General features: G+C 41.1%; 15 protein-coding genes, 1 tRNA gene and 1 pseudogene. 13 read left to right on the top strand and 4 right to left on the bottom strand.

Features of this window, described 5'->3' with window-relative positions; translation table 11 throughout:
- Nucleotides 1-74: 74 nt before the first annotated feature.
- The 8 genes and pseudogenes from BM378_RS03850 to BM378_RS03815 all read left to right on the top strand — a co-directional run bounded on the left by BM378_RS03850 (nucleotide 75) and on the right by BM378_RS03815 (nucleotide 8,882).
- Entirely contained in the window at nucleotides 75-725 is a 651-nt protein-coding gene (locus BM378_RS03850; RefSeq protein WP_074988646.1) for a glutathione S-transferase family protein, read from the top strand.
- Nucleotides 726-912: 187 nt separating this feature from the next.
- Nucleotides 913-2,073 carry a GGDEF domain-containing protein gene (locus BM378_RS03845; protein ID WP_074988645.1) on the top strand — a complete coding sequence of 387 codons (1,161 nt, stop codon included), beginning with the start codon at nucleotides 913-915 and terminating at the stop codon, nucleotides 2,071-2,073.
- 973 nt (nucleotides 2,074-3,046) lie between these two features.
- Nucleotides 3,047-4,636: pseudogene (locus BM378_RS03840) on the top strand (HD-GYP domain-containing protein); the annotation flags it as partial.
- 100 nt (nucleotides 4,637-4,736) lie between these two features.
- Nucleotides 4,737-5,291, top strand: a complete 555-nt coding sequence (locus BM378_RS03835) for an elongation factor P hydroxylase (protein WP_036969921.1) — start codon at nucleotides 4,737-4,739, stop codon at nucleotides 5,289-5,291.
- Nucleotides 5,281-6,423, top strand: coding sequence for an ATP-NAD kinase family protein (locus tag BM378_RS03830; protein WP_074988643.1), 1,143 nt, complete (start codon nucleotides 5,281-5,283; stop codon nucleotides 6,421-6,423). Before BM378_RS03835 ends, BM378_RS03830 begins: the two co-directional genes overlap by 11 nt.
- 2 nt (nucleotides 6,424-6,425) lie before the next feature.
- Complete coding sequence (locus BM378_RS03825; RefSeq protein WP_036969913.1) at nucleotides 6,426-6,701, top strand: YfcL family protein; 276 nt, start codon at nucleotides 6,426-6,428, stop codon at nucleotides 6,699-6,701.
- Between the two features lie 148 nt (nucleotides 6,702-6,849).
- Entirely contained in the window at nucleotides 6,850-8,406 is a 1,557-nt protein-coding gene (locus BM378_RS03820) for an AbgT family transporter (protein ID WP_065978787.1), read from the top strand.
- A 146-nt stretch (nucleotides 8,407-8,552) separates the two neighbouring features.
- A complete protein-coding gene (locus BM378_RS03815) occupies nucleotides 8,553-8,882 on the top strand; it encodes a hypothetical protein (protein WP_143104561.1) in 330 nt (109 codons plus the stop codon).
- 156 nt (nucleotides 8,883-9,038) lie between these two features.
- Here BM378_RS03815 and BM378_RS03810 read toward each other — a convergent pair whose 3' ends face one another.
- The 3 genes from BM378_RS03810 to BM378_RS03800 form a co-directional block, all read right to left on the bottom strand.
- Complete coding sequence (locus tag BM378_RS03810; protein ID WP_074988641.1) at nucleotides 9,039-10,868, bottom strand: DEAD/DEAH box helicase; 1,830 nt, start codon at nucleotides 10,866-10,868, stop codon at nucleotides 9,039-9,041.
- Nucleotides 10,869-11,015: 147 nt separating this feature from the next.
- Nucleotides 11,016-11,279: a GrxA family glutaredoxin gene (locus tag BM378_RS03805; RefSeq protein WP_036969909.1), complete on the bottom strand. Its 264-nt coding sequence runs from the start codon at nucleotides 11,277-11,279 to the stop codon at nucleotides 11,016-11,018.
- Nucleotides 11,280-11,396: 117 nt separating this feature from the next.
- Complete coding sequence (locus BM378_RS03800) at nucleotides 11,397-11,876, bottom strand: TlpA family protein disulfide reductase (RefSeq protein WP_244223142.1); 480 nt, start codon at nucleotides 11,874-11,876, stop codon at nucleotides 11,397-11,399.
- A gap of 307 nt (nucleotides 11,877-12,183) precedes the next feature.
- Here BM378_RS03800 and BM378_RS03795 point away from each other — a divergent pair, with 307 nt between their 5' ends.
- Complete coding sequence (locus BM378_RS03795; RefSeq protein WP_036971655.1) at nucleotides 12,184-12,630, top strand: Hsp20 family protein; 447 nt, start codon at nucleotides 12,184-12,186, stop codon at nucleotides 12,628-12,630.
- A gap of 72 nt (nucleotides 12,631-12,702) precedes the next feature.
- On the opposite strand, the gene BM378_RS03790 is transcribed toward BM378_RS03795, so the two are convergent.
- Entirely contained in the window at nucleotides 12,703-14,262 is a 1,560-nt protein-coding gene (locus tag BM378_RS03790) for a cryptochrome/photolyase family protein (protein WP_074988639.1), read from the bottom strand.
- A gap of 110 nt (nucleotides 14,263-14,372) precedes the next feature.
- On the opposite strand from BM378_RS03790, the gene BM378_RS03785 reads away from it, so the two are divergent.
- The 4 genes from BM378_RS03785 to nusA all read left to right on the top strand — a co-directional run bounded on the left by BM378_RS03785 (nucleotide 14,373) and on the right by nusA (nucleotide 18,240).
- Nucleotides 14,373-15,152, top strand: coding sequence for a DUF4124 domain-containing protein (locus tag BM378_RS03785; RefSeq protein WP_074988638.1), 780 nt, complete (start codon nucleotides 14,373-14,375; stop codon nucleotides 15,150-15,152).
- A gap of 724 nt (nucleotides 15,153-15,876) precedes the next feature.
- Nucleotides 15,877-15,953 (top strand) — tRNA-Met (locus BM378_RS03775).
- Between the two features lie 293 nt (nucleotides 15,954-16,246).
- On the top strand, nucleotides 16,247-16,702 hold the full coding sequence (gene rimP, locus BM378_RS03770) for a ribosome maturation factor RimP (protein WP_036969905.1): 456 nt from the start codon (nucleotides 16,247-16,249) through the stop codon (nucleotides 16,700-16,702).
- Between the two features lie 38 nt (nucleotides 16,703-16,740).
- On the top strand, nucleotides 16,741-18,240 hold the full coding sequence (gene nusA / locus BM378_RS03765) for a transcription termination factor NusA (RefSeq protein ID WP_065978792.1): 1,500 nt from the start codon (nucleotides 16,741-16,743) through the stop codon (nucleotides 18,238-18,240).
- Nucleotides 18,241-18,244 lie beyond the last annotated feature (4 nt).

Genomic DNA, 18,244 nt, shown 5'->3' with positions numbered 1-18,244 from the left:
ATAAGAACAATTGGCGAGTAATTCGCATTTTGCTGCTCTATAGTGGTATTAATTTAATCGTTAAGGGATGAAAAATGCAATTATTTATTGGTAATAAAAATTATTCGAGTTGGTCATTAAGAGCGTGGTATTTATTAAGTAAATTCAATATATCATTTACTGAGCAGCAACTTGTTTTAGATACCCCAGACTTTTATGACAGATTAAAAACGAAATTTCCTGTACAAAAAGTCCCTGCATTAATCGACGGTGATTTAGCTGTGTGGGATTCACTCGCGATTTGTGAATACATCAACGATGCTTATCTAAATGGCAGAGCATGGCCTGAAAACTTAAATAAAAGAGCTCACGCAAGAAGTGTGGCTGCAGAAATGCATAGTGGCTTTCTCGCACTCAGAAATGAAATGCCCATGAATATTCGAGCTAAAAGACATGTTGAGCTGTCAGAACACGCAAAGAAAGACATTGCCCGCATTGATGAGATATTTTCGATGCGACCACAATCGTCGTCCAATACATGGCTGTATGGTGAGTTTTCAATTGTTGATGCGATGTTTGCGCCCGTGGTACTGCGCTTTAAAACTTACCAAGTTACATTATCAAGCCCTGCACAAGCTTATTGTGACCAGGTACTATCGTGTCCTGTTTTGAATAATTGGATTGCACACGCACTGCAAGAAACAGATATTGTTACACGTGATGAGGCAGGAGAGAATATTATTTAATCACCGCGCACAAAGCGATAATTTTATGCTTTGTGCCTTTTTCGCAACTTTGTGTTGGTGCATGTGTGTAATTTATATACAAAAGAACGAGTTTAATTGTAAGCTCTTCACTCTATAATGGAACGGTTGCTCTTTATTTAAACACCTCATTACTCGCCTTTTTCCGTTCCTGCGTAGGTATATAATTATGAGCACATTCGGTGCAAAGTTATTAAATCAAGATATGTCAATTGCACGCTACTTTTGTCGGTTCAACTCTATGCAAGTTGAGCAAGCATTTACTCAAAGTAAGCTTGAGCAAGATAAAAAAACTGCACAGTTTCTTGCCTGTATCACCGCCATTATGATTATGCTGGTGACCTATTCCGATAAAATGATAATTCAACCCAACTTTTGGCCCGGTATTGCATTATTTAGCCGGACTATTTCTGTTGCAGTTTGTGTGATCACTGCTCTTGGGGTGTGCTATATCCGGACACCACAGCAATTATCGCAGGCGGTGGCTGCGTTTATGACATTCTTATTTTTTAGTATGCAATTTATGGTGTTCACCTTTGAGCGCCATTATGTCCTGCATATGTTTTTTGATGTGATTATTTTGATCACTATGTATTTCTCTACTTTATTGTCATTAAAGAATGCCACCTTAATCGGTGTGTCTTACAGTGCATTTGCAATTACCGTTATTTATTTTAATAAAGATGTAAGTAGCCATACTTTTTATATGGTTGGGTTGGCACATGTATCCGCTAATTTTGCAGGGGTCGTTATGTCGGCTCATGAGCATTTAATCCGTCGGCAGCTTTTTGTTCGTAACACTCAGCTAAGTCAACTTGCAGATGAAATGAAAAGACAGGCATTTAAAGATGCACTCACACAGCTGCCTAACCGGCGTGCGTTTGATAACAATTATGAGGGATATCAAAAATTAATTAAGCAGCAAAATAAAACGAAACATGTGTGTGTCGTTTTAGCTGATATTGATTACTTTAAACGCGTAAACGATACCCATGGACATGAAATGGGGGATACCGTGCTTAAGCACTTTTCGACTTTTTTAACGAACTCTCTGCGCAGTGCTGATGATGTCTATCGATTTGGTGGTGAAGAGTTTGTCATTGTACTGCCGCTTTGTTCATTAAAAGATGCCACTGCGCTTATAAACGGCATGATAGCAAGGTTAAATGCCGAGGAGTTTAAATTAGGTAGTTGCTCTTTATCGATACAAGCAAGTTTTGGTCTGACCATCATGCGTGAGGAGCAGCAAAAATCAGTGATATCACGAGCTGATTTGGCTTTGTATCAAGCTAAGGAAGGCGGAAGAAATCAATTGGTTATTAAAATTTAATCGATACCAAGGTGCGTTTAATTTAGTCAATAAATTGTAATTATCCAAAGATACTTGTATATATTATCTGTACTTCTTTTTTCTTATATTCATTCAATAAAGAGAGCATGCAAGGAGATGCAGAATGCTATCACGCCATAAAAAAGGCTATAAAATATCAATTAGAGCGAGTGTTCTCTTAGTCTTTGCGCTTGCCAGTCTTTTAACGGGAATTGTGGCGATTAGCTTGCATTATTACTTCAGCGAAAAGTTAGTATTGCACACCAAAGCTCAGCAATTTAAGCAAACAAGCCAGCAGATTGCGGATCATATCACACGTATAAATCAGCGTGCAGATAACACCCTCAGCGTGATGGTTCATGACACACGCCTATTTTCACAAAGCCAAGGTAACTATGAGATTTTTCGAAATTTACTCATAGAGGTGCTTAGTCGCCACACAGATTTTTATTCACTTATTTTAGGGCGTGCGAATGGTGATTTTCTCCAAGTTATTAATCTAAAAGGGTATGCAAATTTACCCGCCAGCTTGAATATAAAAGATGAGTATAAATGGCTGGTCATTAAAGTATCGGGGGAAGGTGAAGAGCGTCGTAAGTCGATGTTATTTTTAGACTCACAACTGACAGTCCGTAAAGCAGAAGAACAACAAACCGATTTTGATCCACGAACGCGAATATGGTTTCAAGACGCAGAAAGTGGGGTTGTTACCAAATCTGAACCGTACATGTTTAATGTTTACCACGTACCGGGTTATACCTATTCGATTAAGTCAGATGATACCGGCGATGTGCTTGCGGTGGATATAGCAAGTTCGAGTTTAAGTGCGTATTTAACTGAGCAACAGACTAAAATGCAGTTTTTGGTTTCCGCCGAAATGTATGTCTATCAGGGTAGTGGTGACATTATTGCCAGCAGTAGAACGCAAAGCCATCAGCATACCTTTGACGATTTATCAGCGCTTATTAAGCTTGATGACCAAAAAACAGGCCTTGCAAATAAGCGTCATCAGTTTGGCAAAATGCTGGATGTACATGAAAATGGGATAGAAAAATACATGTTTGTCGTGCCCTTACCATTAAGCGGTGACATGCAAGCTGATAATGACGATTTCTTCACTGTATTGGTAGCAAAAGAAGATGTACTTGCGGTCATTCGCGAGAAAATTCGGATTTCTATTTTAATAACGAGTTTATGTTTATTACTGCTACTGCCAATATCGTGGTTTTTTGCATCATCAATTGTGAATCCAATTTTAAAGCTTGTTGGTGAGAACAAAAAAATTCAGCAGCGCGAGTATAAAAATGTGTCGACTCTGTCAAGTAGCATTCTCGAAATTCATTATTTAGCCAATTCAATGGTTGATATGAGCCGCTCTATAGAGAAACACGAAAACTCACAAAAAGCACTCATGGAATCGTTTGTTGAACTTATAGCCCAAGCGATTGATGATAAATCACCTTATACAGCAGGGCATTGTGAGCGTGTTCCTGAGATTGGTATTTGGCTTGCGAATGCTGCATCTGATTCAACAGATCCCGCCTTTGCAGAGTTTGCATTTAAAAACGAAGATGAAAAACGTGAGTTTAGACTGGCAGCGTGGTTACATGACTGTGGTAAAATTACCACGCCAGAACACATTGTAGACAAAGGCACCAAACTAGAAACCATTTATAATCGTATTCATGAAATCCGTACACGTTTTGAAGTGTTACTGCGCGACGCTAAAATAAACTACTACGAAAAGCTGCTTGAAAACCCAACATACAGGGAGACACTGCAACAGCAGTTAGACGCTGAAACAGACAAATTACATGCTGACTTTGCTTTCATTGCTACTTGCAATGTGGGAAGTGAGTTTATGGATGATGAGCAACTTGCACGCTTAAAAGACGTTGCGTGTATTAAGTGGCATCGGCATTTCGATGCAACGCTTGGTTTATCGCCTCTAGAAGAAATGCGCTTTGCAGATTTAAAGGGACAACCTTTACCTGTTGAAGAAACGCTGTTAAGTGATAAACCCAGTGACCTAATTACGCACCACAAGGCTGTGGAATACGATGCTAATTTAGGTATAAAAATGTCGGTTCCTGAATACAAGTATAATTTAGGTGAGTTATATAACTTACAAATTAGAAGTGGAACACTTACCGCAGAAGACCGATTTAAAATTAATGAACACGTTATCAGCACGATTCGTATGCTTAATAATGTGCCATTCCCCGAAGAGCTAGCCCGTGTGCCGCGCTATGCATCGACCCACCACGAAACCTTAAAAGGCACGGGGTATCCGCGTAAATTATCAGCGGATGACTTATCGATACCTGAACGAGTGTTAGTACTTGCTGATATTTTTGAAGCACTCACTGCAGCAGATAGGCCATATAAAAAGGCCAAACCATTGAGTGTTGCTATTGATATTTTAGCTAAAATGGTCGATGACGATCATATTGATCGTGACGTATTTAAACTGTTTTTAAGTTCAGGTATTTACCTTGAATACGCAAAACGCTATTTGAGCCCTGAACAAATAGATAACGTCGATATCGCAAAATACCTCTAACCGAGAGGGGTTGTTTTTACTTTAGGCTGAAAAGTCCGTACAATTCGCCTCGTTTTTGGTGCGTTGTTGTAACGCTTTAACGAGATGAATGTAAGCCAGTATGCATCAGATTGCCGATTTAATTGCTATTTTTGACAGCACTTTTTATCAAAGCCATAACACGCGCTTAATTAAAGGTGCTGACGAGCCTATTTACCTGCCTGCAGATGAGCAAACGACTTATCATCAAATTGTCTTTGCGCATGGTTTTTACGCTAGTGCACTCCACGAAATTGCCCATTGGCTGGTGGCAGGTGAAAAACGCCGCTTACTGGAAGATTATGGCTATTGGTATTGTCCAGATGGTCGTGATAAACATCAGCAAGCTGAGTTTGAAGCGGTAGAAGTTAAACCCCAAGCAATAGAATGGGCGCTTAGCGCTGCGGCAGGCTTTGACTTTAATGTTTCGGTCGATAATTTAAATGGCGAACAAACGTGTCGTTTTGCTTTTCAGCAGCGTGTTCACCAGCACCTATTAAGTTTACTAGCGTCTGGTTTTAATCAACGAACTTACGCACTACTAAAAGCACTCAGTGATTTTTATAAGACCCCGTGGCCACTGACAAGTGCACAATTTGTATGGCAACATCCAGGAGAGTTATCTGATGCAGTTTAAGTTAGGTTTAATTGTAAACCCTGTTGCAGGGCTTGGTGGCAGTGTAGCTCTTAAAGGCAGTGATGGTGCTGATACAGCAGCGAAAGCCATGGCACTCGGCGCAGAACCCAAAGCAAATTTACGCACCCGTGCAGCACTTGAAGTATTACTTGCGTATCAAGACTCGCTCATTATATACACCGTTAATGGTGAAATGGGGGAGCGAACAGCCACCCAACTAGGCTTTAATACCCAGGTTATTTATCACAGTGGCGACGTTACGACGCCGGATGACACCGAGCAAGCTGCAAAGTGTCTCGTAGAACAAGGCGTAGACCTTATTTTATTTGCAGGCGGTGACGGAACAGCCCGAAATATTTGTCATGCTGTTGGCGACACTACACCCGTGTTGGGCATTCCCGCAGGCTGTAAAATTCATTCAGGTGTGTATGCTATTACCCCAAAAGCTGCGGGCCGAGTGGTTGAAATGCTTGTAAAAGGTGAGTTGGTGAGCTTAGGCGATGCAGACGTGATGGATATCGACGAAGCCGCATTTCGCGAAGGCACTGTAAAAGCAAAGCGGTATGGTGAAATGCAAGTGCCGAGCGAAGTACGTTACGTGCAAGCGGTTAAAAATGGTGGTAAAGAAACCGACGAGTTAGTGCTTGCTGATATTGCTGCTTATGTGGTGTCTGACATGGATGAAGAGACTTTATACGTCATGGGCAGTGGCTCAACAGTTGCTGCCATTATGGAAGAAATGGGCCTAGAGAATACCTTACTCGGTGTTGATTTAGTGGCAGACCAAGCGCTGATTGCTCAGGATTTAACTGCACAGCAATTACTGGAGCTAACACACGGTAAACCGACTAAATTAGTGATCACCCTGATCGGTGGTCAGGGCCATATTTTTGGTCGTGGAAATCAACAGCTCAGTCCAGCACTTATTCGTGCTATCGGCCGCGATAATATTATTGTGGTCGCAACCAAAACAAAATTACAGGCCTTGAATGGCCGCCCATTGATTGCCGATACTGGCGACAGTGAGTTAGACGATGAATTAAGTGGTTATATTAGAGTAACCACAGGTTTTAATGACCATATAATGTATGCAGTAGGTCATCAAGATGGGCTGCACCCAGAGGAGAGATAACCATGAGTTTAGTAAATTATATTGATGCAGCGCAGCAATATTTTGATGATTTAGTTGATAAAGCAACCGATGATGAGTTATTTGCTGGTGGCTATTTACGAGGCCATTTTGATTTGGCGGTAGGGTATGCGCAAGTTGAAGAATTAAACTTATCAACCGACGAGCTTAATAACCAAGTCGAGTCGAGCCTGGTTAAAGCATACCGTAATGGGGAGCTTAACGAAGATGATAAAGCATTAGTTGTTCGTTTATGGGATGAAGTAAAAGCATTAGCCTAATCGGTGTTGATGTTATTTAAATAAGCGGCTTTGGCCGCTTTTTTTATATAGTTTAAGTACCCAAATCAGATAGCTTAGTTAACTTAAAATTTACCTCTTAACGCGGATGCGATAAGGTAAGCAAGAAATTTTTCTAGGGAATTCGAAAATGAATAATAACAATGATGTGCAGGCACCAAGCGGAGCAATCGCACGTTTTTTAAATACCATTGAAAGGGTAGGCAATAAGCTTCCTGATCCGGCCATTATCTTTTTAGTGGCCATGTTACTTATTTGGCTGCTGTCGTGGCTTTTTTCGGGCATGACATTTGACGCCATAGACCCACGAACAGGCGAGGCCATTGTTGTCCATAATTTGTTGGCGGGTGATTCCTTAGCCACCTTTTTATCGTCGATGGTAAAAACCTTTACAGGCTTTGCTCCTTTAGGTGTTGTGCTTGTTGCAATGTTAGGTGTTGGGGTTGCTGAGCATTCAGGCTTTATCAATACGGGCTTAAAACTAATGCTAAAAGTCACTCCTAAGCAGCTATTGACCCCGTCTATTATTTTAGTGGCGATTGTTAGCCACACCGCAACTGATGCTGGCTACGTGTTAGTTATCCCGCTTGCTGGGGTTATTTTTTATGCGATGGGTCGTCATCCTCTTGCGGGTATTGCCGCGGCTTTTGCGGGCGTGAGTGGGGGCTTTAGTGCCAATTTCATCCCATCAGGTATCGATCCATTACTGCAAAGCTTTACCCAAAGTGCAGCACAAATTATTAATCCTGATATGGCGATTAACCCATTAAATAACTGGTTTTTCACCTCAGCTTCAAGCTTATTCATTATTCTATTAGGCTGGTACATTACCGATAAAATTATTGAACCACGCTTACAAAATACCCCACTTGATGGTGACACCGAAGACTTACCCGCTTTTGATGAAGCGCGTAGCGATGAAAAGCGTGCGTTTTATATTGCAAGCACAGTGATGGTAGCAGGCCTTGCTTTACTTTGGTTTGTATCCGCTCCCGCAGACTCAGCTATGCGCAGCCCCGATGGCTCGCTGACTAACTTCCGTTCACCTTTGATGCAGTCTATCGTGCCACTAATTTTCCTACTGTTCTGGATACCTGGTGCAGTTTATGGCTTTGTGGTTGGCACGTTCAAAAGCTCTAAAGACATGATTGATGCCATGAGTAAAGCAATGGGCGGCATGGCGTATTACATAGTAATGGCGTTTTTCTGTGCGTTATTTATCGCGGCCTTTAGTAAATCAAACCTAGGGGCATTACTGGCAATTGAAGGTGCACAGCTGTTAAAAGCCATGCAATTACCCAGTTCTGTAACCGTGATTGGTATTATTTTCTTAACTGCGTTCGTAAACTTGTTTGTGGGTTCAAGCTCGGCAAAATGGGCATTACTTGGGCCTATTTTTGTGCCTATGTTAATGCAATTAGGCATATCGCCAGACTTAACCCAAGCAGCGTACCGTGTGGGTGATTCAAGCTCAAACATTATCACCCCGTTAATGCCTTACTTCCCATTGGTTGTCGTGTACTGCCAGAAGTATGTTAAAGGCACAGGTATCGGCACCTTAATTGCCATGATGCTGCCGTACTCTATCGCGTTCCTAATCGGCTGGAGTATCTTCTTACTAGCATATTGGGGCTTAGGCATCCCACTCGGCCTACAGTCAAGCTACGTGTACCCAGCGGGATCATAACCATAAAAATAACAAAGCCTCAGCCATGCTGAGGCTTTTTTGATGTAACCTATTAGTAGAGGAAATCGTGTGAAATTTAATGTTGAGTGGCAATAGCTTTGGAAAAAACTTACTAAGACTTTTTAATTTTAATACCTGTTATTTTTATGTTTATCATCCGCTACTTCCAAAGTGGGATGAGTCTTGAGAGCACATTTGAACACATTACTGCTTATCAATTACCCTTTTTCTTCTTTTGCATTTTTTTAGGTTCGCTTTTCTTGGCATTTTTAGTATCAACCTTAATTAAATATACAGCGGTTGAAATCGGTGATGGTTATCTCAAGGGAAGGAATTATTGGTTTATTAAAAAACGTATTCCAATCAAGTTTATATCGAAGCTTTACTTATTTCGAGACAACGGTATTGAAGCCGTCGTGGCAGATGCAGGGCAGTATGGCAAAGTTTATATTCTACCCATACCGAAAATTAGATGAATTGATTAAATACCTTGAAGATAATAGTGAATTGATGGCAGGTAGTTAAGCCGTGACTTTAAAAACTGAATGGTGATAGCTGACAGCTTTACTTCAGACACAAAAAAACCTTGTCACTCTCATGACAAGGTTTTTTTAGTCGTTAGCTTTAAACGCTTAGTTAGCTGTGAAGCTTACTGGACGACGCTCTTTACGAGGGCCGCTACGTTTTTCACCACGGTCTTTGTCTTTGAAGCTACGCTTTTTATCACTGCGCTCACCTGCTGGGCGTTCGCCGCGCTCTGGGCGCTCAGAAGCGGCTTCAGCTTTGGTGAGTGTCATTCCCATTGGGCGTTTACAAATAAACACTTTTTGGAAGTGATCAAGCACATCTTTAGGCATGTTTTGCGGTAATTGTACCGTACTGTGACTGTCGTGCAGACGAATGTCACCAATAAACTTGCTTGAGATATCTGCTTCGTTAGCAATCGCACCAACGATATTTTTAACTTGTACACCGTGCTCACGACCTACTTCGATACGGTATGTATCCATAGGACCCATGCTGCGGCTGTTACGTTCACGCGGCTCACGCGGTTTACGTTCGCGAGCAGGGCGATCACCACGGTCAGCACGTTCGTTACGACGGCGATCACCACCGCGTTCTGTACGTTCGCCACGCGGTTGAACTTTAACTTCTTCAACCTTGATTGGTGATTGTTGCTGCGCTAAACACAGTAAGGCACCTGCTAAGTCTTCGAAGCTTAGTTCAAGCTTTTCAGCCATGTTGGCCGCTACTTGGTTAAAGAACGTGATGTCTTTATTTTCAAGTGCAATAGTCAACTTGTCTTGCAATGCTTTGATGCGTTTTTCTTCAACAACTTTCGCTGTTGGTAAATCTACTTGTGCAATTTCAGACTTCGTATGACGAATGATATTTTTAAGTAAATAACGCTCGTTGTGTTTTACGAAAAGAATCGCTTTACCTGAACGACCCGCACGACCTGTACGGCCAATACGGTGAACGTAGGCTTCAGAGTCTTGTGGAATATCGTAGTTAATTACCAAGCTTAAACGGTCAACATCTAGACCACGTGCTGCAACGTCGGTTGCAATTACGATATCAAGTAAACCACTTTTCAAACGCTCTACAGTGCGTTCACGTGCTTGTTGGTTCATGTCACCATTAAGTGGTGCGGCAGAGAAACCTTCGCGCTCAAGTAATTCAGCTAATTGTACTGTGTCATTACGTGTACGTACGAAAACAATCGCACCATCGTATTCTTCAGCTTCTAAGAAGCGCACGATCGCTTTGTTTTTGTGTACGTGTGCATTCCAAAATACTTGTTCAACAGTCGATACTGTTGAGTTACGCGCTGAAATATGAACTTGCTCAGGCTCGTTCATGTATTTGCTGCTGATATTTTGGATTTGCTTAGGCATGGTTGCAGAGAAAAGACATGTTTGCTTTTCACGCGGTGTTTTTTCCATGATGCTTTCTACATCATCAATGAAACCCATGCGTAACATTTCGTCCGCTTCATCAAGAACAAGGGCTTGTAAGCTCTCGAATTTGATTGTGCCACGGTTAATGTGGTCGATTAAGCGGCCTGGCGTTGCAACAATGATTTGCGCGCCACGACGAAGTGCACTTAATTGGATGCTGTAGCTTTGGCCACCATAAAGGGCTAAAACTTCTACACCACGAGTATGCTTAGCATATTGTTCGAATGCCTCAGCTACTTGGATCGCAAGTTCACGCGTAGGCGTTAGAACAAGGATCTGTGGCTGTTTCACAGACGGGTCAATATTATTTAGTAATGGCAGTGCAAATGCTGCTGTTTTACCTGTACCCGTTTGCGCTAGTCCCAGTACGTCCTTTCTTTCTAGCAATAACGGTATACATTGAGCTTGGATTTCAGATGGAGTCTTGTAACCTAGCTCTTCAACTGCTTTTAAAATTGCAGGAGAAAGATTTAAAGATTCAAACGTGACTGGTTCTGACATTAATACGCCTCAACGAATTTAAAGAGGCGCGCATTGTATAGGAAATACAATGCAATTGCTTGTATAAATTACAACTAATTTGTATGTGGTTGATGTTGGTCATAATTTAATCAGTTGTAATTTACCAAAATCAACCATGTTTACAATTTATTGATATAACCCTAAATTTTCTTTAGCGTATGCTTCGAATTCTGTGAAGCCACCAATGTGAGTTTGGTCAATAAAAATTTGTGGAACGGTTGGGCAAGGTTTGCCAGCAGACTTTTCTAAATCTGCTTTGCTGATACCTTCTTTAATAATATCGATGTAGCGAAATTTAAAATCCTCACGCTCGTTCGCTAGTTTTTCTGCTACGTCTTTTGCGCGTACACAGTATGGACAGCCCTCACGGCCAAAAATTACAGTCAACATATCGCTCTCCTCGATGTAAGTGTGTTGGTCTAGTTATCATATTAACGAATTAGATTCATAAAAACAGTGCATAAAATCGATTACTCTATTCTGTTTTGTCTCTGAGTGCCTCTTAAGTCACTTTCGTGTTCGTATGCGCAGCCCAAGTTCTGTGGAATACCCCATAGAATGAGCTGTAATCGCGAGTTGCTCATTAATAACATAATACGTTGGGTAGGCACTGACTTTATAATCTTGTCCTGTATACCGTGTCCCTAATAAAACGGGCATCGTTAAGTCTAGTGAATCTGTAAACTGCGTTATCTCGTCAATATTTTCATAATCAAGGGCAATGGCAATCGCATTCAGTTCGCCTTGTTGATAGGCTTTTTCGAGATTAGGCATACTGTAGCGACAAATACTGCACCAAGGGGCAAAAAAATACAGCACTGTGTTTGTGCCTTTTAAATCGGCAATGGTGACGCGTTGCTGTGGATTGTCGAGTGTCGCTAAATTGAAATAGGGGGCGGGAGTGTGGTCTGTTGGTAATAAATTTCGTTGCTGAAATAGCGTAACGGCATACAAGATGATAGCCATCAACAGCAAGTTTTTAGTCAAAGCGACTATTTTTTTTAAAACTGAGGGTATTTTTTTCATTTTTATTTTGTACGTGCTTAGCCCTTTAAAATCAACTTATTCAGACCAGAATAAGCCTCAATAAATTTCAAAAAGAGAAAAAAATTGCAATTTTTTTTGTAAAAAATCTTGAAAAGATTTTGCTTGCCCATAAATCGTTTAGTGAGGACGCCTGATGGGTCCCAAACAAACCAAAGTAATTGAAATTTATATAATTAATTTAACTTTGTTAGCACTTGTTCAAAAGAAGAGTACTAACAAAATATCGCTTAAATATGAGGATATTATTATGCGTACAGTAGACTTATCACCACTTTATCGTTCATTCATTGGCTTCGATCATTTAGCATCATTAATGGATGCGGCAGCACGCACAGACAAGCAGCCAAGTTTTCCTCCATACAACATCGAAGCATTAGATAAAGACAAATACCGTATCACTATGGCCGTTGCCGGTTTTAGTGAAAGTGAACTGACCATTGAGTCAGAAAACAATACATTAAAAGTCAGCGGCACAAAAGCTGACAAAGAAGACAATGCAGAGCGTAAGTTTATCCATCAAGGAATTGCTGAGCGCAACTTTGAACGTAAGTTCCAACTAGGTGACCACGTTAAAGTACTCGGTGCAGACCTTGAAAATGGACTTTTAAGCATTGATTTACAGCGTGAAATTCCTGAAGCACTCAAACCACGTAAAATTGAAATTGGCAGTGGTAAATTGCTTGAGAATAAGTAATTAAGCTGTAATCAGCATTGTTTCCCCTTGTTATTTGTTAGAAGTAGGCCGCCTCATTTGAGGCGGCCTTTTTTATAATTTCTCTAAATTATCGACGCACCACTTTGCGCGTTTGAGAGTGGCTTGTTGCTGCGATTCATCTTGTTTATACCAGGTGTTATAAATCATGCCTATACGCGGATTTTTGCTAAGCAATTGTTCGTGCTCTAGCATGAAGTTCCAATATAAACTATTGAAAGGGCACGCATCATCGGTGGCTTTTTCTTTCACGTTGTAATGGCAATCCTTACAATAGTCACTCATTTTATTAATGTAATTACCGCTTGCGGCATACGGTTTAGTGGCAATTAAGCCGCCGTCTGCAAATTGACTCATGCCGCGAGTGTTGGGCATTTCAACCCATTCGATAGCATCAATATAAATACCTAAATACCAAGCATCGACTTCATTTGGGTTTATGGCTGTAAGCAAACAAAAGTTACCCGTTATCATCAAACGTTGAATATGATGAGCATAGGCGGTGTCTAAACTTTGCTTAATTGCATGGTGCATACATTTCATTTTAGTGTTTGCGTGCCAAAAATAGTCGGGCAGGGCACGCTTTGCGTCAAGGGCATTTTTGTTGGCGTAGTCAGGCATATTTTGCCAGTAAATACCACGCACATATTCGCGCCAGCCCAGAATTTGTCTAATGAACCCTTCAACTTGGGCAATATCAATTTTTTGCTGCTGTTTTTCAAAAGCCTCAATCACGCGCTTAATAACCTGCATTGGGTGCAGCATTTTAGTGTTGAGAGCAAACGACAAGCGGCTGTGATATAACGACCATTGGTGCTCAGATTGACAGGTCATCGCATCTTGAAATTGCCCAAAGTGAACTAACAAATGATCGCAAAAAAAATCAAGAAGCTGCTTTGCTTCATAACGTGTTGTTGGCCAAAGTATCGAATGATTGCACTCTCCAAATGTCGTTATGTTATGTTTTTTTATGCGTGAAAGAATGTCCTTAACATCGTGCCCAAAGCACAGTGGTTCAGGAATTGCGTTGAGATCATGTTGTTTTAACTTGTTTCTATTTTGTTGATCAAAGTTCCACTTGCCTCCGACCGGTTCATTGTTTTCGTCCATTAATATATTGAATCGTTTACGCATTGCGCGATAAAAGAATTCCATTTTTACATGCTTGTCTTTTTTAAAGTGTTGGCATATATCATTAAAGGGAAGTAAAAAATGCTCTGTGTCGTATGCGGTAATCGCACACTCACTGTTTTCTGAGAATGCCTGTAATTGCTGTTTGAGTCGGTATTCATCGGGATACTGGTATTCAATGCGTTTACATTGGTAGTGTTTCGCTAAACGGGTAAGAAGGGCGGGTAATGATTCGTCATCTTCTGTGTCATCTAAGGTAAGATGTAGCACATTAAACCCCGCGCTTTTTAGCGCCTTTGCAAAGTGTTCCATTGCTAAGAAAAAGGCGGCAATTTTTTGTGTATGATGTTTTACGTAATCGGTTTCTTGTTTTAGCTCAGCGATGACATAAAGAGTGGTGTGCTGATCTTCATCTTTATACCAGCTGTGGCTAGCATTGAGTTGATCGCCAAAAATAAATCGCAAAGTAGAGTAATGCACAATAGTAAACCCATGATAATTGATTTAAATTACTACGTAATACCGCTGAATTTAGATCGTGTTGGCCCACAACATGCTTACAGAAACACAGGATAAACAACAGGGACGATATTATGAAACCACGCTTCTTTACTTTATTTACACTGGTTTGTTTAGGGGTCACTTTGAGCAAGGCGGCCAACGCGGCAATTTATCAATGCGAAAAAAATGGCATTGTTGAGTTTAGCCAACAACCTTGCGGCAAAGATGCAAAGTTGATCACCGTTAAAGAGCAAAACCCCACATTATTAGGCTCGCCAAAACCTGTTTCTGAATCAAGCGATGTAACAGCAGAGATTGATAACTATATTCGATTAAAGCAAATAGACGCCAAAATTGCAGAACACAATAATAAAATAGACTCTTACTCAGAACGGATGAACAATGAAATTGCGGCATTAAGCAGTCAAGCCGATGCGCAACTGCACAATTTGGTCGGAGCAAAAAAAGAAGCCGCCATAGCTAAACAGATGTCTGCCGTTTCAGAACGTTATAATTTATTGATCAACAATGAGCAGCGTAATATAGACAGGTTAAGCACAGAAAAAAGCCAGTTAGTTTTGCAAAGTAACGATACAGAACAGAATGAAATTGACCATTTTATTCGTAGTGAACAGATTAAACGTGAAATCGCAGAGCACAAAGACAAAATTGACCGTTATCATGTTGAGCTAAATCAACAAATTAAGCGCCTTGAGCAACAAGCCTCTACCAGACCGACTAATCTAGTCGATGCGAGTAGCGACCAGGCTTTATCAGACAAAATGTCTGCGGTGACCAGTAAATTTAATACACTCATTGCTGTTGAGCAGCGCCAAATCGATAGACTGAATAATGAACTTACTCAATATTAATTAGTGTCAGCCCTCAACTATGAACTAAGCCGATTAGCGCAACGTGTATTGATTGAGATTACATTACTGTAAGCAAACAAATAGCTTTTAACAATGTTGGAAAATATACGAATTGCCTGTGACCACGCTTGTTTTAGGTGGCTGTTTAAGCCTCTTTGCTGGGACTCCAGCGTGTCGAAAAATGCGTCACACAAATGGTCTATATCGTGACTTGATACATTCAAAAAGCTTAGGTTGTTTGCTATATATTGAATGAAAGGCATCACCAAAGGTAAGTCATCAAGGTGTGACACAACCTTATTAAGCGCACAAAATAGTATATAGCTTCGTTTGCTTACACTCTCTTCGCTTGGCATCGTCATTGTTAGATTACGCTGGCTCAAATTGTGGTAAAAGGTGTGCGTAAATTGATGGAAATCAGGTTTTAGCAATTCAACATTCTGTTGTAAAAGCCTTTTTTGAAAAATAGATAGACTCATAGGAAAATCGCTTAATAGCCAACACTATAGTTTGTTCTTCTTATAGTGTTAACTATAGACCTATTTTTTCGGAAATAGGAAATTTTATGACAAGGTTGTCATTATTTTTTTCGTAAAAAATTGTCCAACTAATTCATGCCCGAAGGTTGCTAATTGAGCGCTACATGCTTATAATAGCCGCCATTGACTTGATGTGCTTGCCACTCAAGCAAACGATATTAAGTAATTTACTTGATATCCATTGGCGCGGGATGGAGCAGCCTGGTAGCTCGTCGGGCTCATAACCCGAAGGTCGTCGGTTCAAATCCGGCTCCCGCAACCAAATTCATGTTAAAACATCGTAAGTTGTCTTTAACATGCACAGTAATTTTTTACTGTATGAAGTCGCGCATTCTGGGTAATGCGCGTTTTGCGTTTAGGCTATTTAGTTTAATTTAGTCAGGTAATTGACCGCAACCAAGCTTGGCCCTAGGCCACACAGTTTTATGCTTTAGGTGTGACGCCCCGCTTGGTTCGGGGCGTTGTTGTATCTGATCTAGCATGATTTTATGAATCATTATTAAACTCAGTATTTCAGGGCTATATGCCCTTTTTTTGTTTGTATGGAGGATTTTCGTGACAAAACTTGAGCAAGATTTAGTAGCCATGCTCTCACCAGCCGTTGAAATGTTAGGCTTTGAGTTACATGGTCTTGAGTTTGTGCAAGCTGGTCGCCACTCTACATTACGTGTTTACATCGATCATGATGCAGGGATCACGGTAGACAATTGTGCCGACGTAAGTCGTCAAGTTAGCGCAATCTTAGATGTCGAAGACCCAATTACAAACGAATACGATTTGGAAGTGTCGTCTCCTGGTGTTGATCGTCCATTATTCAAACAAGATCACTACGAGAAGGCACAAGGAGAAGAAGTACGCGTGCGTACTAAGCTTCCACAAGATGGTCGCCGTAATTTTAAAGGCGATTTAGTATCAGTTAGCAGTGATATGATCACACTTTCAGCAGATGGGACTGAGCATATGATTATGCTAAGTAACATTGAACGTGCGAACATCATCGCAAAGTTTTAATTCGAGTGCGAAGGAATAGGGCAAGCGAGGCATAACCCATGGCAAAAGAAATATTATTGGTTGCTGAAGCCGTCTCCAATGAGAAAGCGGTTCCAAAAGAAAAGATTTTTGAAGCGTTAGAGTTCGCATTAGCGACTGCAACAAAGAAAAAACACGATGGTGAAATTGACGTTCGCGTATCAATTGACCGTAAAACAGGTAATTACGATACATTCCGTCGCTGGAAAATCGCTCCTGTGCAAGAAGATGGTTCACTTGAGCACCCGTATAGCGAAATCACGCTTGAAGCGGCACAAGTTGAAGACCCTGAATTGCAAATGGGTGATTACGTAGAAGAACAAATTGAGTCAATTAAGTTTGACCGTATTACAACACAAATGGCTAAGCAAGTTATCGTACAAAAAGTACGTGAAGCTGAGCGTGCACTTGTTGTTGAAGAATACAAAGACCAACAAGGTGAGTTAGTAACGGGTGTTGTTAAAAAAGCAACGCGTGATGCTATCGTACTTGACCTTGGTAACAATGCAGAAGCGGTTATTTACCGTGACGACATGCTACCGCGTGAAAACTTCCGTCCGGGCGACCGTATTCGTGGTCTTCTTTACGAAGTTAAACCTGAAGCGCGTGGCGCACAGTTATTCGTAACGCGTTCTAAGCCTGAAATGCTCATGGAGCTATTCCGCATTGAGGTGCCAGAAATTGGCGAAGAAATGATTGAATTACGTGCAGCAGCGCGTGATCCAGGTTCACGTGCGAAAATCGCTGTTAAGTCAAATGACAAACGTATTGACCCAGTAGGTGCCTGTGTAGGTATGCGTGGTGCGCGTGTTCAAGCGGTGTCTACTGAACTTGGTGGCGAGCGTGTTGATATCGTACTTTACGATGATAACCCAGCGCAATTCGTTATTAACGCGATGGCACCTGCTGAGGTAGCATCTATCGTGATGGACGAAGACACGCACTCAATGGATATCGCTGTTGAAGCTGATAACCTAGCGCAAGCAATTGGTCGAAATGGTCAAAACGTTCGTCTTGCTAGCCAGTTAACTGGCTGGGAATTAAACGTAATGACGGTTGATGAAATGCGTGCGAAAAATGAAGCTGAGTCAGACAAGTTAATCAACTTATTTACTGAGTACCTAGATATCGATGATGAGTTTGCAACATTACTAATCAACGAAGGTTTCTCAACCCTTGAAGAAGTTGCTTACGTACCAGCATCAGAGTTTTTAGAAATTGATGGCTTAGACGAAGAAACAGTTGATGTTTTACGTTCACGTGCGAAAGACGCACTGACAACCAAAGCACTTAAAACTGAAGAAAGCCTAGAAGGTGCAGAACCTGCAGAGGACTTATTAGCCCTTGAAGGTTTAGAGCGTCACCTTGCATTCGTTATGGCAAGTAAAGGTGTTATAACATTAGAAGATTTAGCCGAGCAAGGTATCGACGAGTTAGTTGATATCACTGAGCTTTCAGAAGAAGAAGCTGGCAAACTAATTATGGCTGCGCGTAACATTTGTTGGTTCGCAGACGAGTAATTTA

This window comes from Pseudoalteromonas lipolytica, assembly GCF_900116435.1.
GTDB lineage: Bacteria > Pseudomonadota > Gammaproteobacteria > Enterobacterales > Alteromonadaceae > Pseudoalteromonas > Pseudoalteromonas lipolytica.
The sequence above is the reverse complement of the archived record's forward strand: the minus strand, read 5'-3'. Positions and strand labels throughout refer to the sequence as shown.

Excerpts from the sequence above, each read along its gene's own strand:
- BM378_RS03850 (WP_074988646.1), top strand. The coding sequence starts at position 75 with ATGCAATTATTTATTGGTAATAAAAATTATTCGAGTTGGTCATTAAGA.
- BM378_RS03845 (WP_074988645.1), top strand. The coding sequence starts at position 913 with ATGAGCACATTCGGTGCAAAGTTATTAAATCAAGATATGTCAATTGCA.
- BM378_RS03835 (WP_036969921.1), top strand. The coding sequence starts at position 4,737 with ATGCATCAGATTGCCGATTTAATTGCTATTTTTGACAGCACTTTTTAT.
- BM378_RS03830 (WP_074988643.1), top strand. The coding sequence starts at position 5,281 with ATGCAGTTTAAGTTAGGTTTAATTGTAAACCCTGTTGCAGGGCTTGGT.
- BM378_RS03825 (WP_036969913.1), top strand. The coding sequence starts at position 6,426 with ATGAGTTTAGTAAATTATATTGATGCAGCGCAGCAATATTTTGATGAT.
- BM378_RS03820 (WP_065978787.1), top strand. The coding sequence starts at position 6,850 with ATGAATAATAACAATGATGTGCAGGCACCAAGCGGAGCAATCGCACGT.
- BM378_RS03815 (WP_143104561.1), top strand. The coding sequence starts at position 8,553 with ATGTTTATCATCCGCTACTTCCAAAGTGGGATGAGTCTTGAGAGCACA.
- BM378_RS03810 (WP_074988641.1), bottom strand. The coding sequence starts at position 10,868 with ATGTCAGAACCAGTCACGTTTGAATCTTTAAATCTTTCTCCTGCAATT.
- BM378_RS03805 (WP_036969909.1), bottom strand. The coding sequence starts at position 11,279 with ATGTTGACTGTAATTTTTGGCCGTGAGGGCTGTCCATACTGTGTACGC.
- BM378_RS03795 (WP_036971655.1), top strand. The coding sequence starts at position 12,184 with ATGCGTACAGTAGACTTATCACCACTTTATCGTTCATTCATTGGCTTC.
- BM378_RS03785 (WP_074988638.1), top strand. The coding sequence starts at position 14,373 with ATGAAACCACGCTTCTTTACTTTATTTACACTGGTTTGTTTAGGGGTC.
- nusA (WP_065978792.1), top strand. The coding sequence starts at position 16,741 with ATGGCAAAAGAAATATTATTGGTTGCTGAAGCCGTCTCCAATGAGAAA.